Source organism: Streptomyces sp. MJM8645, assembly GCF_001625365.1.
Classification (GTDB): Bacteria; Actinomycetota; Actinomycetes; order Streptomycetales; family Streptomycetaceae; genus Kitasatospora.
Genome location: NZ_LJJF01000001.1, coordinates 2,100,599 through 2,114,826, shown reverse-complemented (window position 1 = coordinate 2,114,826; position 14,228 = coordinate 2,100,599). Strand labels below are relative to the sequence as shown.

Below are 14,228 nucleotides of genomic sequence, written 5' to 3'. Positions count from 1 at the left end.
GTCAGATCCACCCATAGCGCCCGAATGCTCGCTACATTCACGCCGATTCCCGACAGGGGGCGCCGCCCCAGGCAGCCGAAGTGCTGGTAGAGCCCGGTGCGACGTCCGAGAGGTGTTGACTGACATGCCCCAACGGCCTGCAACCGACAGCCCGGCGTACGGACCGCTCGACCCGCTCGGCCACCACCGAGGCCCGGTCGGCCGGACCCTGCCGGACGCCCCCGACGCCCTGACCGCCGACGCCCCGACCGCCGACGAACTGCGGCTGCCCGCGCAGGCCACAACCGACCGGCACGAACCCGCCGTCCCCGCGCCCGGGCCGGTCGGCGGCCACTCCGGGCACTCCGGCCCGTCCCCGCAGAACGGCCAACTCGCCGCGCTCATCGAGGAAGCCGGCTTCTCGCACGCGGGCCTGGCCCGCCGGGTCGACCAGCTCGGCCTGGAACACGGCCTCGACCTGCGCTACGACAAGACCTCGGTCACCCGCTGGCTGCGCGGCCAGCAGCCCCGCGGCGCCACCCCCGCGCTGATCGCCGAGGTCTTCACCCGCCGCCTCGGCCGCCGCCTCACCGCCCAGGACCTCGGCCTGGACGCCTGCGCCCCGGTGTACGCGGGCCTGGAGTTCGCCGAGACCCCGCAGGAGGCGGTGGACATCGTGGCGAGCATGTGGCGCAAGGACAACGGCCCGCAGTCCGAACTGCGCCGGATCGCCTTCACCCCGGCGGGCCTGGTCGTCCCCAGCCGGGACTGGCTGATCGGCCGCACCGACGAGCGCGTCGCCCGGGACGGTTCGACGATGGTCCGCCCCGACGCCGCCACCGGTCCGCCCGCCGGTCCGTCCGCCGCCGCTGCCGGTACCGCCGGCACCGCAGCATCCGCCGTGACGGCGGCATCCGGAGCACCCGCCGCACCCGCCCAGAGCGTGCCCCCCGCGCCCGGCGCTCCCCCTCCGAGCCCGGTGCGCGGCCAGGCCCACCACGGGGCCCCCGGCATGCGCTCCGTGCCGGGCGCGGCCGGCCCCGCCGCGCCCACCATCGGCCGGGTGCCCACCCAGAGCCGGCGCCCGCCGACCGCCGTCGAGCCGCCGTACACCGAACCGGCCCGCGAGTCGCGCCCCGCCCTGCGGGTCGGCCGCGGCGACATCGCCGCCATCCGCGCCGTCGGCGACCTCTTCCGGGCGCTCGATCACGCCTACGGCGGCGGGCACGCCCGGCAGGCGCTGGTCCGCTACCTGGAGAGCGAGGCCGAGCCGATGCTGCGCGGCCGCTACGGCGAGCAGATCGGCCGGGCGCTGTTCGGCGCCGTCGCCGACCTGACCAGGCTGGCCGGCTGGACGTCCTTCGACATCGCCGCGCACGGCCTCGCCCAGCGCTACTTCGTCCAGGCGCTGCGGCTGTCCCAGGCCGCCGGGGACCGCGCGCTCGGCGGGTACGTCCTGGTGACGATGAGCCAGCAGGCCGTCCACCTGGGCCACGGCCGGGAGGCCGTCCAACTGGCCCGGGTCGCCCAGCAGGGCGTGGGCACCGCCGTGCCGCCGGTGGTCCAGTCGCTGATGCACACCGCCGAGGCGCGCGGGCACGGCCTGCTGGGCGACGTCCGGGCCTGCACCACCGCCCTGGTGCGCTCCGAGCGGGCACTGGCCGCTGCCCGGGTCGGCGACGAACTGCCCTCCTGGGCGCGGTACTTCGACGAGGCCCAGCTCTCCGACGAGTTCGCCCACTGCTACCGCGACCTCCAGCAGTGGCGCACCTCCGCGCAGCACGCCGAGAAGTCGCTGCGGCTGCGCTCACCCGCCTACGCGCGCAGCCGGATCTTCTGCCGGCTGGTGCTGGCCACCGCCCGGCTCGGCATGGGGGACCTCGACGAGGCCTGCACCATGGCCACCGACGCGCTGCGGGCGGCGGGGGAGATGCGCTCGGCCCGCTCGCTGGAGTACGTCCGGGACTTCCACCGCCGCCTCACCCCCTACCGGGGCAGCCCGGTGGCCCGTGCCTTCGAGGAGACGGCCCGCCAGGCCGGCGTGATCTGAGGACCTGTCGCAGAGGGGCCGGTCGGGCGAGCCCCGGCGGCCCTGGAAACCCGTCCGGCCCGGGTCCGCCCCGGGCCGAAGGGCCCATCCGCCCGGCGACGGCTCCGAGCGCCCCGGTGACGGGCTGGAGCATCCCGGCGACGGCTCCGAGCACCTCGGCGACGGGCGGGAGCGAAGCGGCTCACCAGCTCTCGGCCCGGACGCGCGGCTGCCCGGCCTCAGGCGAGGGCGGCCGGACGCCGCCGCGCACCCGCTGCGCCACCAGCGGGAACACCAGCACCGAGAGCATGCCGGCGCCGACCAGCGCGGCCGCTGTCGAGGACGGCAGGTGGCCGTCGTCCACCTCGATGGTGGTGATCACCACGACCAGCGGCAGCGCCGTCGCGCCGTAGAGCCCGAGCGCCGTGCGGTCCCGCCGGCCGAGTCCGGCCGGGGCGAGCAGCCCGGCGGGCAGTCCGCGCACGGCCAGGAGCAGCAGCAGGAACACCGGGACGAGCAGTATCGTGCCGGGGTCGTCCAGCAGGGCGGACAGGTCGAAGTTCATCCCGCTGACCACGAAGAACACCGGCACCAGGAAACCGAAGCCGATGCTCTCCAGCTTGGCCTCGATCACCTCCTCCTCGGCCCGGCGGATGTCGGAGAGCAGCAGCCGGGAGACGATCCCGGCGGTGAAGGCGCCGAGCAGCATGTCCAGGTCGAGCCAGATCGCGGCGGCCACCATGACGGCGAGCACCAGGATCACCGCCCGGACGGCGAACTGCCCGGAGGTGCGCAGGGTGCGCTCGATGAGCCGGGTGGCCCAGGCGGGCCGGGGGCGGCGTGCGCCGAGGACCGCGACGGCGGTGATCACCGCGAAGGCGCCGAGGATGACGGCTGTCCGGACCGGGGAGTTGCCGCTGAGCAGGATGGCGATCGCGATGATCGGCCCGAACTCGCCGACCGCCCCGGTGGCCATCACCAACGAGCCGAAGGGGGTGGGAAGTTCGCCGGAGTCGCGGAGGATCGGCAGGATGGTCCCGAGGGCGGTGGTGGTGAGCGCGAGCCCGGCGAAGGCGCCGTTCAGCGGGTCCCGGTTGACCAGCGCGCCCACGCCGAGCGCCACCACGAGCGAGACCAGCCACGCGGTGCCCGCCCGTTTCAGCGGGCCGCCGCGCAGCTTGGCGAAGTCGATCTCGTACCCGGCCAGGAACATCAGCATGGCCAGGCCGAACTGGGAGAGCGCGTTGACCAGGTCGTCGACGCGCGCCCAGTTCAGGACGTCGGGGCCGATCAGGACGCCGAGCAGGATCTCGAACACGACGGTCGGGACGGCGATCCACCGCAGCAGGCGGTCGGCGAGCAGCGGCGCGGCGACGGCCGCGGCGGGGATCAGGATCAGGGCCACCGGCTGGACGGCGGCGCTCACCGCGCAACCGGCCGGACGGTGTAAATCATCCGATGAGCGGTCATGTCGGCATCCTGGCATGCCGCCGGTCCGTCACCCACCGGCGGGCCGTCAGCGTGTCCCGGGAGCCAGACCGAAAGCCCGCCGGGCCGGGAGCCGGGCCGGGAACCAGGCCGGGAGCCCGTCAGGCCGACCCCGACGGGCTCAGGCCGCCGCCTCGGCCTCCCGGGTGTTGGCCGGGACGCCGAGGTCGCGCAGCACCGCCTGCGCGGCCCGCCGCCCGGAGACCAGCGCGCCCTGCACGGTGCTGGTGTCCCGGTGGTCCCCGGCGACGTACAGCCCGGCCAGCACCCGCACCGGGCGCCGGGGGTTGTGCGGCGGCGGCATCGCGGGCAGCGCGTCCGGGACGTGCCGCACGTTCAGGAACTGCCAGCCGGTGGTCGAGGCGCCGTAGAGCTCGGCGAGCCGGGCCCGGACCGCCGGTTCCAGTCCGGCCGGGCCGCCCGCGTCGAAGGAGCGCCGCCCGAGCACGGTGGTGGCGATCAGCGCCTGTCCGGCGGGGGCGTAGGAGGGGTGCAGTTCGCTGAGCACCAGCGAGTGCGAGACCAGCGGCGGCTGCCCGCCGGGCCGGTCGCCGTCGAGCAGCAGGACGGCCTCGCCCAGCGGGGTGCGGTCGGCCGCGTGGTAGAAGGTCGTGACGGGGTGGAAGTCCGGCAGCCGTAGCCCGGGCAGCAGTTCGGCGGCGGAGCGGGCGTCGGTGGCGAGGACGACGGCCTGGGCGCCGATCCGCCCGTGGGCGGCGGTCTCCACGCCGTCGGCGGTGATCGAGGTGACCTGCACCCCGGTGCGTACGGTGCCGGCGGGCAGGGTGGTGGCCAGCTGGGCCGGCACGGCCGCGATCCCGCCGGCGGGCAGACAGAGCCGTCCGCGCGCGTAGGAGCGCAGGACCAGGTCGGCGATCCGGCTGCTGGTGCCGAGGGCGGGGTCACTGAGCAGCGCGCTGAGCAGTGGCCGCAGGAAGCCGTCGAGGGTGCGCGGGGCGAGCCCGTGGCCGGCCAGCGCGCGGGCGGTGGTGGTCTCCGGGCGGGCCTTGAGCCGGCTGGCGGGGGTGGTGGCGAGCCGGCCGAGCCAGCTGCCGAGCCGGGCCTTGTCCAGCGGGCTGCCGAGTGGGGCGCGGGTGGCGGCCTGCCGGGCGGTGGTGAGCTGCGGGTCCCCGGTGCGGTAGCGGCGGCCGCCGCTGTGCACGAGGACTCCGGGGGCGAGCGGGCGCAGGTCGAGGCGGTCGAGGTCGAGGACGCGGCGGAGTTCGGGGAAGGCGGTGTTCAGCAGGTGGCTGCCGTCGTCGAGCCGGAATCCGTCCAGTTCGCGGGTGGCCATCCGGCCGCCGATCCGGTCCGTGGCCTCAAGGATCTGCACGGTGAGGCCGCGGCCGGTGAGCGTGCGTGCGGCGGCCAGGCCGGCGAGTCCGGCGCCGATGACGATGACGTCAGGGTCGGACGGGCGGCGGGCGCGGCGGGTGAAGTCGTATGTGGGCACTGGCGTGCTCCCTCCCTGGTCCCGGGGCTCCGGCCGACGCAGGCAGCGGGGTGCCGGGACACGGTCCGACGGTGTGATGCCCAGTCAGTGTGAGCATCAGACAAGCGCATCGGGCCCGATCCAAGGGTCGAGAGGGGGCGTGCGGCACCGGGCGGGAGCGCGGTCACGGACAGTGCGCCGTTGGGGCCGGGTTCCGGGGTTGGCGGGCGCGCACGGTCACCGGGGGCGTGCGACGCGCCCGGTGTGTGCTCCCATGCGCCCCCTCCCGGAGCCCCGTCCGACCCCCACCCGATCTCCGCCCGGCATATGCCCCTGGCCAGCGCGAATGCCGTAGCCGCCGTACGCAGCGGGACGTACCGGAGCCCCGCCGTGCAGCCCGTGCCGGAAACCCGCGGCGGACGGCAGGGTTCCGCGCCACCGGTCGCCCCCACCGCCACGCACAGCGCCACTTACAGCGCCGCGCGCACCGCCGCGTCCACGTCCGGGTGCGCAAAGCGGAAGCCCGCGTCCAGCAGCCGCCGCGGCACCACCCGGTGGCTGCCGACCACCTCGACCGCCAGTTCGCCGAGCACCACCTTGAGCACCGCCTCCGGCACCGGGAACGGAGTCGGCCGCCGGAGCACCCGCCCGAGCGCCGCCGTCAGCTCGGCGTTGGTGACGGGATCGGGTGTGGTGAGGTTGACGGCGCCGGAGAGGTCGTCCCGGTCGATCAGGAACCGCAGCGCGGCGACCTGGTCGGCCAGCGAGATGAAGCTCCAGTACTGCCGCCCGTCGCCGAGCCGCCCGCCCAGCCCCAGCTTGAACAGCGGGAACAGCCGCGCGCCGGCCCCGCCGGCCGCGGACAGCACCATCCCGGTGCGCGGGTGGACGACCCGGATGCCGGCGAGCTCGGCCGGCCGTGCGGCCGCCTCCCACTCCACGCAGACCTCGGCCAGGAAGTCGTCGCCGGCGGGGGAGTCCTCGTCGATCACCCGGTCGCCGGTCTGCCCGTACCAGCCGACGGCGGAGGCGCTGACCAGCACCCGGGGCGGCTCCTTGAGCGCGGCCAGTGCGACGGCCAGCGTCTCGGTGCCGAGTGCCCGGCTCTCCCGGATCTCCCGCTTGTAGGCGTCCGTCCAGCGGTGGTCGCCGACCCCGGCGCCGGCCAGGTGCACGACCGCCTCGACCCCGGCCAGCCCGTCCTGCTCGACCTGGCCGAGCAGCGGGTTCCAGCCGATGGCCGTGCTGCCGTCGGGCTGCGGGCCCGTCCTGGAGCGGCGCCGGACCAGCCGGACCACCTCGTGGCCGTCCGCCAGCAGGGAGCGGACGAGAGCCGAGCCGATCAATCCCGTGGAGCCTGTGACAGCGATGCGCATGCGTCCATCCTCCCAGTTCCCAAAGCCCTGTCATGTCGGCATGCGCCTCACTAGCATGACGCGCATGCACGAGGACGATCTGATCATCCGCCCAGCTCAGCCCGAGGACGAGGCCGAACTCGCCGTCCTCAACCGTGCCGCCTGGTCCCCGCTGGCCGACGTCTCCCCGCAGCCGCCCGAGGGGGACGGCGTCTTCGACGAACGGCACACCCCGGAGCAGTACCTGCTCGCCCTCCTGGACGGCCGGGTGGTCGGCTACGTCCGCCAGGTCCCGCCGACCCCGCTGGCCAGCAACCGGCACGTCCGGCAGATCCAGGGCCTGGTCGTCGACGGCACGGCCCGCGGCCGGGGTGTCGGCCGGCGCCTGGTCGAGGCGGCGTGCGAGGCCGCCCGGGCCGCGGGCGCGCGCAGGATGACCCTGCGGGTGCTCGGCTGGAACGCCCCGGCCCGCCGCCTCTACGAGGGCTGCGGCTTCGTCGTCGAGGGCTCGCTCGCGGAGGAGTTCCTGATCGACGGGTCGTACGTGGACGACGTCCTGATGGCCCGCAGCCTGGCGCACTGACAAGCCCGACCGGCCTTTCCGCCCACCGAAACTGACGACACGTCAGGCCTCGCGGGCGGTGCAGAGTCGTGACCGATCCGCTCTGTCTGGACCAGCACCCCGCCGGGTACCGTACGGCCGTGAGCAACTCGACGCCCCCCGGGTGGTACCCGGTCCCCGGTGCGGACGGCACCCCCGGTCACGAGCGCTGGTGGGACGGCAACGCCTGGACCAGCGAGGTGCGCCCGCTCCAGGGCGGCGCCGGCCAACTCGCCGACGCCCCCACCCAGGGCTGGCAGCCCCCCGGCCAGCAGCCCGGGTACGGCTACGGCGGCCCGCAGGACGCCCCCGGCCACGGCTACCCGGGCAGCGCCCCCGCCCCGGGCTACGGCTACCCGGGCCAGGACGGCTACTACCCGGCCCAGGACGGCTACCCCGCCCAGGGCGCGGGCTACGGCTACCCGGCGCCGGGCTACCCGCCGCAGCAGCCGGGGCCCGGCCGGATGAGGCCCGGTCTGGTCGTCGGCATCGCGGTCGCCGTCCTGGCCGTGGGCGGGATCGTCGCCGGGATCGTGCTCAGCGGCGGCGGCTCCCCGCAGGCCGACCCGACCCCGAACCCGACGGTCACCATCACCCGGGGCGCCGGCCCCGCCCCGAGCCCCACGGCGGGCACGCCCGCCCCGACGCCCGCGCCCAAACCGGCGCCGACCGTCAGGAGCACCGTCCCGGACACCCAGCACGCGATCACCGTCCCGGTGCTCGACGGCTGGGACGTGGCGCCCAACTCCCCGCACTCCACGGTCTACCTGGGCACCGGCCGCTACACCTGCCCGGACGGCAACTCCTGCATCCGCGGCCAGTTCTCGGTCGAGACCGACACCGTCCAGGGCGTCACCGCCAAGACGGCCGCCGAGGCCACCATGCCCGCGTACGCCGGCCAGATCTTCACCGGGATCAGCTCGCACACCGACTCCGGCTCCGGCTACACGACCGTCGCGGGCGTGTCCGGCTACGCCGTGCGCTGGCACATCCGCACCGCGGACGGCACCCAGGGCTACGTCCTGCTGGCCGCCGTCCCGGCCAAGGGCGGCGGCTTCGTGGTGTTCGAGGGCGGGGTGGACGACACCCCGAGCGCGCCGGACGCGTCCGTGCTGGACCAGATCCTCAGGGGCATCAAGCAGGACGGCACGTCCGGCGGCGGCAGCACCGCCTGACGCGTCCGGCGCCGCTCACGCCGTGGGCGTGATCCGAAAGAGAGCCCCTAATCCCCGTAGCGCTCCCAGAGCTTGGGAAACCGTTTCGCCATGACGTCCGGGTCGTCGAAGTCCAGCGCGGCCCCGGCCGGTCGGCCGGACTGTCGCCCGCCCATCTCGGGCAGCGGCAGCCCGGTCAGCTGCTCGTACGCCTCGTCGGCGGCGTAGCCGAGGTCCTCGGCCTCGCCGTCCTCCTCCTCGTCGAACTCGGGCAGCAGGTCCGCCAGGTCGTCCGGCTCGAACAGAGCGCCCTCGAAGACGTCCCGGCCCTGGCCGATCAGCCAGCAGCGGAAGTAGTCGAAGGTGTCGTCGGAGGCGCCGTCAAGCAGCAGGTAGGCGGCGCCCCAGAGGTCGTGGCGGTAGGCCCGCTGGAACCGGGCCTCGAACAGCCGGGCGAAGTCGATGACGTCGTCCGGGGTCAGCTGGACCAGCCGTTCCACCAGCCGGTCGGCCTGCTCGTCCGGATCGCCGTCGGCGTCCTCCCGGGTCTCGTCGATCATCTGCCAGAAGTCGGTCTCGTCCATCACCGCTCCAGCATCCCCGTTCGCCAGCCCCCGCGCATGCCATGGCCCGGCGAAACGCTGGTGATGTTCGACGCAGCCGGGCGCGGGTCGGAAGCGGCCAGGCGCGGCCAGGAGCAGGTGGACGGCAGGCGGACCCCGGCAACGGCGGAGCCCCGCGCCGTCCAGGGACGACGCGGGGCTCCGTGCAGCCGAAACCGCGGACCTGCAGTGGTGCCTTACAGGCCGAGCTCGACCTCGAACTCGCCGGCCTCCAGGATCTCCTTGACCGCGACCAGGTAGCGGGCGGCGTCGGCGCCGTCCACCAGGCGGTGGTCGTAGGAGAGCGACAGGTAGGTCATGTCGCGGATGCCGATGGCGGTGCCGCCGTCGGCCTCGATGACCACCGGGCGCTTGACGGTGGCGCCGATGCCCAGGATGGCGACCTGGTTCGGCGGCACGATCACGGTGTCGAACAGCGCACCGCGCGAGCCGGTGTTGCTGATGGTGAAGGTGGCGCCGGACAGCTCGTCCGGGGTGATCTTGCTGTCGCGGACCTTGGTGGCCAGCTCGGCGGTCTTCTTCGAGATACCGGCGATGTTGAGGTCGCCCGCACCCTTGATGACCGGGGTCATCAGACCCTTCTCGGAGTCCACCGCGATACCGATGTTCTCGGTGTCGAAGTAGGTGATGGTGCCCTCGGCCTCGTTGATCCGGGCGTTGACGACCGCGTGGGTCTTCAGCGCCTGGGCGGCGGCCTTGACGAAGAACGGCATCGGGGACAGCTTGACGCCCTCGCGGGCGAGGAAGCCCTCCTTGGCCTTGCCGCGCAGCGACATGATCTTGGTGACGTCCACCTCGACCACGCTGGTCAGCTGGGCCTGCTCGTGCAGGGCCTTCAGCATGTTGTCGCCGATGACCTTGCGCATGCGGGTCATCTTGACCGTCTGGCCGCGCAGGGCGGACGGCGCGGCGGCGGCCTTCGGCGCAGCGGCCGGAGCGGCGGCGGCGACCGGGGCCGGGGCGGCCTTGGCGGCCTCCGCGGCGGCGACGACGTCCTGCTTGCGGATGCGGCCGCCGACGCCGGTACCGGCGACGGAGGACAGCTCGACACCGTGCTCGGCGGCGAGCTTGCGCACCAGCGGGGTGACGTAGGCGTCACCGGCGTCGGCCACCGGGGCAGCCGGCGCGGCCGGGGCGACGGGAGCCGGGGCGGCGACCGGAGCGGGCGCGGCCGGGGCCACCGGGGCCGGGGCGGCGGCGACCGGAGCCGGGGCAACCGGAGCCGGAGCAGCCGGAGCGACCGGGGCGGCCGGAGCGACGGGGGCCGGGGCAACCGGGGCCGGAGCGGCGACCGGGGCCGGAGCGGCCACCGGGGCCGGGGCGGCGGCGACGGCACCCGCGGCACCGATCAGCGCGAGCTGGGCGCCGACCTCGGCGGTCTCGTCCTCGCCGACCAGGATCTTCACCACGACACCGGCGATCGGCGACGGGATCTCGGTGTCGACCTTGTCGGTGGAGACCTCGAGCAGCGGCTCGTCGACCTCGACCGTCTCACCCTCGGCCTTCAGCCAGCGGGTGACGGTGCCCTCGGTGACCGACTCGCCCAGTGCGGGCAGCAGGACCGGGGTGGCGTCGGCGGCCGGAGCGGCAGCCGGAGCCGCCGGGGCGGCAGCGGCGACCGGGGCGGGGGCGGCGGGCGCCTCCACGACCGGGGCCGGGGCGGCGACGGGCGCGGCCTCGGCGACCGGGGCCGCAGCGGCGACCGGGGCACCGGAGCCGTCGTCGATGATCGCCAGCTCGGCGCCGACGTCGACGGTCTCGTCCTCGCCGACCTTGATCGAGGCCAGGATGCCGGAGGCCGGCGACGGGATCTCGGTGTCGACCTTGTCGGTCGACACCTCGAGCAGCGGCTCGTCGACCTCGACACGCTCACCCTCGGCCTTCAGCCAACGGGTGACGGTGCCCTCGGAAACGCTCTCGCCCAGCGCGGGCAGTGTTACTGAGACCGCCATGGTTTCAGCGACTCCTATCAAGTCTTGCGTACTGGAAATGGGGGGTGGTGGCGTGATCAGTCGTGCGCGTGCAGCGGCTTGCCGGCCAGCGCCAGGTGCGCCTCGCCCAGGGCCTCGGACTGGGTCGGGTGCGCGTGGATGAGCTGCGCGACCTCGGCCGGCAGGGCCTCCCAGTTGTAGATCAGCTGAGCTTCGCCGACCTGCTCGCCCATGCGGGCGCCGACCATGTGGACGCCGACCACGGCGCCGTCCTTGACCTGGACGAGCTTGATCTCGCCGGCGGTCTTCAGGATCTTGCTCTTGCCGTTGCCGGCCAGGTTGTACTTGAGGGTGACGACCTTCTCCTTGCCGTACAGCTCGACGGCCTTGGCCTCGGAGATGCCGACGGAGGCCACCTCGGGGTTGGAGTAGGTCACGCGCGGGACGCCGTCGTAGTCGATCGGCACCGGCTTGAGGCCGGCCAGGCGCTCGGCGACCAGGATGCCCTCGGCGAAGCCGACGTGGGCCAGCTGCAGGGTCGGGGCGAGGTCGCCGACGGCCGAGATGGTGGGCACGTTGGTGCGCATGTACTCGTCGACCAGGACGTAGCCGCGGTCCATCGCGACGCCGTTCTCCTCGTAGCCGAGGCCGGACGAGACCGGGCCGCGGCCGATGGCGACGAGCAGCAGGTCGGCGTCGATCTGCTTGCCGTTCTCGGTGGAGACGCGGACACCGGCCTCGGTGTACTCGACGCCCGAGAAGCGGGCCTTCAGCTCGAACTTGATGCCGCGCTTGCGGAACGCGCGCTCCAGCAGCTTGGAGGAGTTCTCGTCCTCCAGCGGGACGAGGTGCGGCAGCGCCTCGACGATGGTGACCTCGACGCCGAAGGACTTCCAGACGGAGGCGAACTCGACGCCGATCACGCCGCCGCCGAGGATGACGGCCGACTTCGGGATGCGGTCGAGCTTGAGCGCGTGGTCCGAGGAGATCACGCGGTTGCCGTCGATCTCCAGGCCCGGGATCGAGCGCGGCACGGAGCCGGTGGCCAGGAGGATGTGGCGGCCCTCGATGCGCTGGCCGTTGACGTCCACCGAGGTCTGCGAGGAGAGCTTGCCCGCGCCCTGGATGAAGGTGACCTTGCGGGAGGCGACCAGGCCCTGGAGGCCCTTGTACAGGCCGGCGACGACGTCGTCCTTGTACTTGTGGACGCCGTTGATGTCGATGCCCTGGAAGGTGGCCAGAACGCCGAACTCGGCGGCCTCCTTCGTCTCGTCCGCGATCTCGGCGGCGTGCAGCAGAGCCTTGGTCGGGATGCAGCCGCGGTGCAGGCAGGTGCCACCCAGCTCCCCCTTCTCGACCAGGGCGACGCTCAGGCCCAGCTGAGCGGCGCGGAGCGCCGCGGCGTAACCGCCGCTTCCGCCTCCGAGAATGACTACGTCGAAAACGGTGCTGGCGTCGTTCGCCACGTCACGTCCTCCATGCAATGGGGTGGGTCGCCGGGCCGGTCGCGGTCCGGTGGGTCGGAAGCCTTTGTGAGGCGCCCAGTCGTGCCGGAAATACATCTTCGCACTTGTTCGCGGTGGCTGATGTCCGGGTCCACCCCAGGGGTGTCCCACAGAGCGGTCACCGGGGCGGGAATACCCCCGACGGAAGGGCATCATTGCAGCTCAACGCGGGGTTGACAGCCGCCGGACGGGCGTCGGGGCGGCCCTGCGGCGCCGCGTCTTCCGCAGGGTGGAACAAAGTTTCGCCCGCAGCGAACAGAGGTGCGGGGCGAGGTCCCGGCCTACTCGCAGGTAACCGGCGCCGGAACGTGACGGACCCGCGACGGGCCGACAGCGGACCCACGGCGGACCCACGGTTGACCCGCGCGCGAACGCCGACGGGGGCCCGGCGCACGCGCGCCGGACCCCCGTCGACTCGGGTGCCTGATCAGGCCTTGCCGCCCGCCGCGGTCTGCTCGGCGAACCGGACCAGGGTGCGCACCGCGCTCGCGGTACCGCCCTTCGGGGTGTAGCCGAACGGCGCGCTCTCGTGGAACGCCGGGCCGGCGATGTCCAGGTGCGCCCAGTCGATGCCCTCGGCCACGAACTCCTTCAGGAACAGGCCGGCCACCAGGCCGCCGCCCATCCGCTCGCCCATGTTCGCCAGGTCGGCGATGGTCGACTCGGTCATGCCCTTGCGCAGCTCGGCCGGCAGCGGCATCGGCCAGGACTGCTCGCCGACCTCGCCCGAGACGGTGTGCAGGGTCGCGCGCAGCTCGTCGTTGTTGGACATCACGCCGAAGGTGCGGTTGCCCAGGGCCAGCACCATGGCGCCGGTCAGGGTCGCCACGTCGACGATGACGTCCGGGTTCTCCTCGCCGGCGCGCACGATCGCGTCGGCCAGCACCAGACGGCCCTCGGCGTCGGTGTTCAGCACCTCGACGGTCTTGCCGCCGTACATGCGCAGCACGTCGCCGGGGCGGGTGGCGGAGCCGGACGGCATGTTCTCGGCCAGCGCCAGCCAGCCGGTCACGTTGACGGCCAGGCCCAGGCGCTTGGCGGCCACCACGGCGGCGAACACGGCGGCGGCGCCGGCCATGTCGCACTTCATGGTCTCGTTGTGGCCGGCCGGCTTCAGCGAGATGCCGCCCGAGTCGTAGGTGATGCCCTTGCCGATGAAGGCCAGCGTGGCCTTCGCCTTCGGGTGGGTGTAGGCCACCTTCACCAGCCGCGGCGGGTTGGCCGAGCCGTTGCCGACGCCCAGCAGGCCGCCGAAGCCGCCCTTGAGCAGCGCCTTCTCGTCGAGCACCTCGACCTTGAGGCCGTGCTCCTTGCCGGCCGCCTGGGCGATCGCGGCGAAGCTCTTCGGGTTCAGGTCGTTCGGCGCGGTGTTGACCAGGTCACGGGCCCGGTTCATCTCCTCGCCGACCGCGGCGGCGCGCTCCACGGCCGCCTTGGCGTCCTTGCTGCCCTTGCGGGGGGCCAGCACGACCAGCTCGCCGACCGGCTCCTTGCCACTGCCGTCGGCCTTGTAGGTGCCGAAGGCGTACGAGCCGAGCAGGCCGCCCAGCGCGACGGCCTCGACCTCGTCCGCGGACTCGGCCGGCAGGGCCAGCGCGGCCTTCTTGGCGCCGGCCAGGGTGCGGGCGGCGACACCAGCGGCGCGGCGCAGCGCCTCCAGCTGGTAGCCGACCTCGGCGGCCTCGCCGAGGCCGACCGCGAGCACGAGCGCGGCCTTCAGGCCGGCGGGGGAGGGCACCTTGACGGCCTCGCCCTCGGCGCCGGTCGCGCCCAGGGTGCTGAGGACCTCGGTCAGCTTGCCCTCGAACGCCTCGTTCACGGCCTCGGAGCCGGGGGCCAGCACGATGCCCTTGGGGCCCTTGGCGACACCGACCACCAGGGCGTCCGCGCGCAGCGAGGCGGCGGAGGAGGTGCTCACAGACAATGCAGTCACGTAATGCGTCCTGTTCTTTCGCGGTCCACGGCCGGTTGCGGCGAGGCTGCCGCACCGGCGCAACCCGCCGTCGCAGGCCGGACCGCCCGGCACGCTCCGGGTCCGGGCCCCCTGGCGCGCGCACCCGCGCAGGTCGCGGCCACGCACACCAGAGGCCCCGGCTCCTCGGGTCAGGCCGGGCGGGCAGGACCTGCGACG

10 protein-coding genes are annotated in these 14,228 nt (G+C 74.2%); 3 read left to right on the top strand and 7 right to left on the bottom strand.

The annotated features are described in order from the left end of the window. Positions 1-124 precede the first annotated feature (124 nt). A complete protein-coding gene (locus A6F73_RS09045; protein ID WP_244293335.1) occupies positions 125-2,029 on the top strand; it encodes a regulator in 1,905 nt (634 codons plus the stop codon). 181 nt (positions 2,030-2,210) lie between these two features. Here the strand turns inward: A6F73_RS09045 and A6F73_RS09040 are convergent, their stop codons facing one another. From A6F73_RS09040 to A6F73_RS09030, 3 genes are all read right to left on the bottom strand, one after another. Continuing rightward, entirely contained in the window at positions 2,211-3,434 is a 1,224-nt protein-coding gene (locus tag A6F73_RS09040) for a cation:proton antiporter (RefSeq protein WP_063347315.1), read from the bottom strand. A gap of 183 nt (positions 3,435-3,617) precedes the next feature. After that, positions 3,618-4,949: an NAD(P)/FAD-dependent oxidoreductase gene (locus A6F73_RS09035; protein ID WP_063347314.1), complete on the bottom strand. Its 1,332-nt coding sequence runs from the start codon at positions 4,947-4,949 to the stop codon at positions 3,618-3,620. 449 nt (positions 4,950-5,398) lie between these two features. Next, on the bottom strand, positions 5,399-6,304 hold the full coding sequence (locus A6F73_RS09030; RefSeq protein WP_063347313.1) for a TIGR01777 family oxidoreductase: 906 nt from the start codon (positions 6,302-6,304) through the stop codon (positions 5,399-5,401). Between the two features lie 64 nt (positions 6,305-6,368). Here A6F73_RS09030 and A6F73_RS09025 point away from each other — a divergent pair, with 64 nt between their 5' ends. Together A6F73_RS09025 and A6F73_RS09020 are read left to right on the top strand one after the other, a co-directional pair. Next, positions 6,369-6,866 (top strand): GNAT family N-acetyltransferase, encoded by a 498-nt coding sequence (locus tag A6F73_RS09025; RefSeq protein ID WP_107452847.1) that lies wholly within the window; start codon positions 6,369-6,371, stop codon positions 6,864-6,866. Positions 6,867-6,985: 119 nt separating this feature from the next. After that, positions 6,986-8,059 carry a DUF2510 domain-containing protein gene (locus A6F73_RS09020; protein ID WP_159398406.1) on the top strand — a complete coding sequence of 358 codons (1,074 nt, stop codon included), beginning with the start codon at positions 6,986-6,988 and terminating at the stop codon, positions 8,057-8,059. A gap of 47 nt (positions 8,060-8,106) precedes the next feature. On the opposite strand, the gene A6F73_RS09015 is transcribed toward A6F73_RS09020, so the two are convergent. The 4 genes from A6F73_RS09015 to A6F73_RS09000 form a co-directional block, all read right to left on the bottom strand. Beyond that, positions 8,107-8,622, bottom strand: coding sequence for a DUF4240 domain-containing protein (locus tag A6F73_RS09015; RefSeq protein ID WP_063347310.1), 516 nt, complete (start codon positions 8,620-8,622; stop codon positions 8,107-8,109). A gap of 215 nt (positions 8,623-8,837) precedes the next feature. Further along, entirely contained in the window at positions 8,838-10,613 is a 1,776-nt protein-coding gene (gene sucB / locus A6F73_RS09010) for a 2-oxoglutarate dehydrogenase, E2 component, dihydrolipoamide succinyltransferase (RefSeq protein WP_063347309.1), read from the bottom strand. 56 nt (positions 10,614-10,669) lie between these two features. After that, on the bottom strand, positions 10,670-12,058 hold the full coding sequence (gene lpdA, locus A6F73_RS09005) for a dihydrolipoyl dehydrogenase (protein ID WP_063347308.1): 1,389 nt from the start codon (positions 12,056-12,058) through the stop codon (positions 10,670-10,672). Positions 12,059-12,524: 466 nt separating this feature from the next. Beyond that, positions 12,525-14,030 carry a leucyl aminopeptidase gene (locus A6F73_RS09000; RefSeq protein WP_063347307.1) on the bottom strand — a complete coding sequence of 502 codons (1,506 nt, stop codon included), beginning with the start codon at positions 14,028-14,030 and terminating at the stop codon, positions 12,525-12,527. Between the last annotated feature and the right edge of the window lie 198 nt (positions 14,031-14,228).

Bases quoted from the DNA above. Each gene is read 5' to 3' on its own strand.
- A6F73_RS09045 (WP_244293335.1), top strand. From the start codon at position 125: ATGCCCCAACGGCCTGCAACCGACAGCCCGGCGTACGGACCGCTCGAC.
- A6F73_RS09030 (WP_063347313.1), bottom strand. From the start codon at position 6,304: ATGCGCATCGCTGTCACAGGCTCCACGGGATTGATCGGCTCGGCTCTC.
- A6F73_RS09025 (WP_107452847.1), top strand. From the start codon at position 6,369: ATGCACGAGGACGATCTGATCATCCGCCCAGCTCAGCCCGAGGACGAG.
- A6F73_RS09015 (WP_063347310.1), bottom strand. From the start codon at position 8,622: ATGGACGAGACCGACTTCTGGCAGATGATCGACGAGACCCGGGAGGAC.
- sucB (WP_063347309.1), bottom strand. From the start codon at position 10,613: ATGGCGGTCTCAGTAACACTGCCCGCGCTGGGCGAGAGCGTTTCCGAG.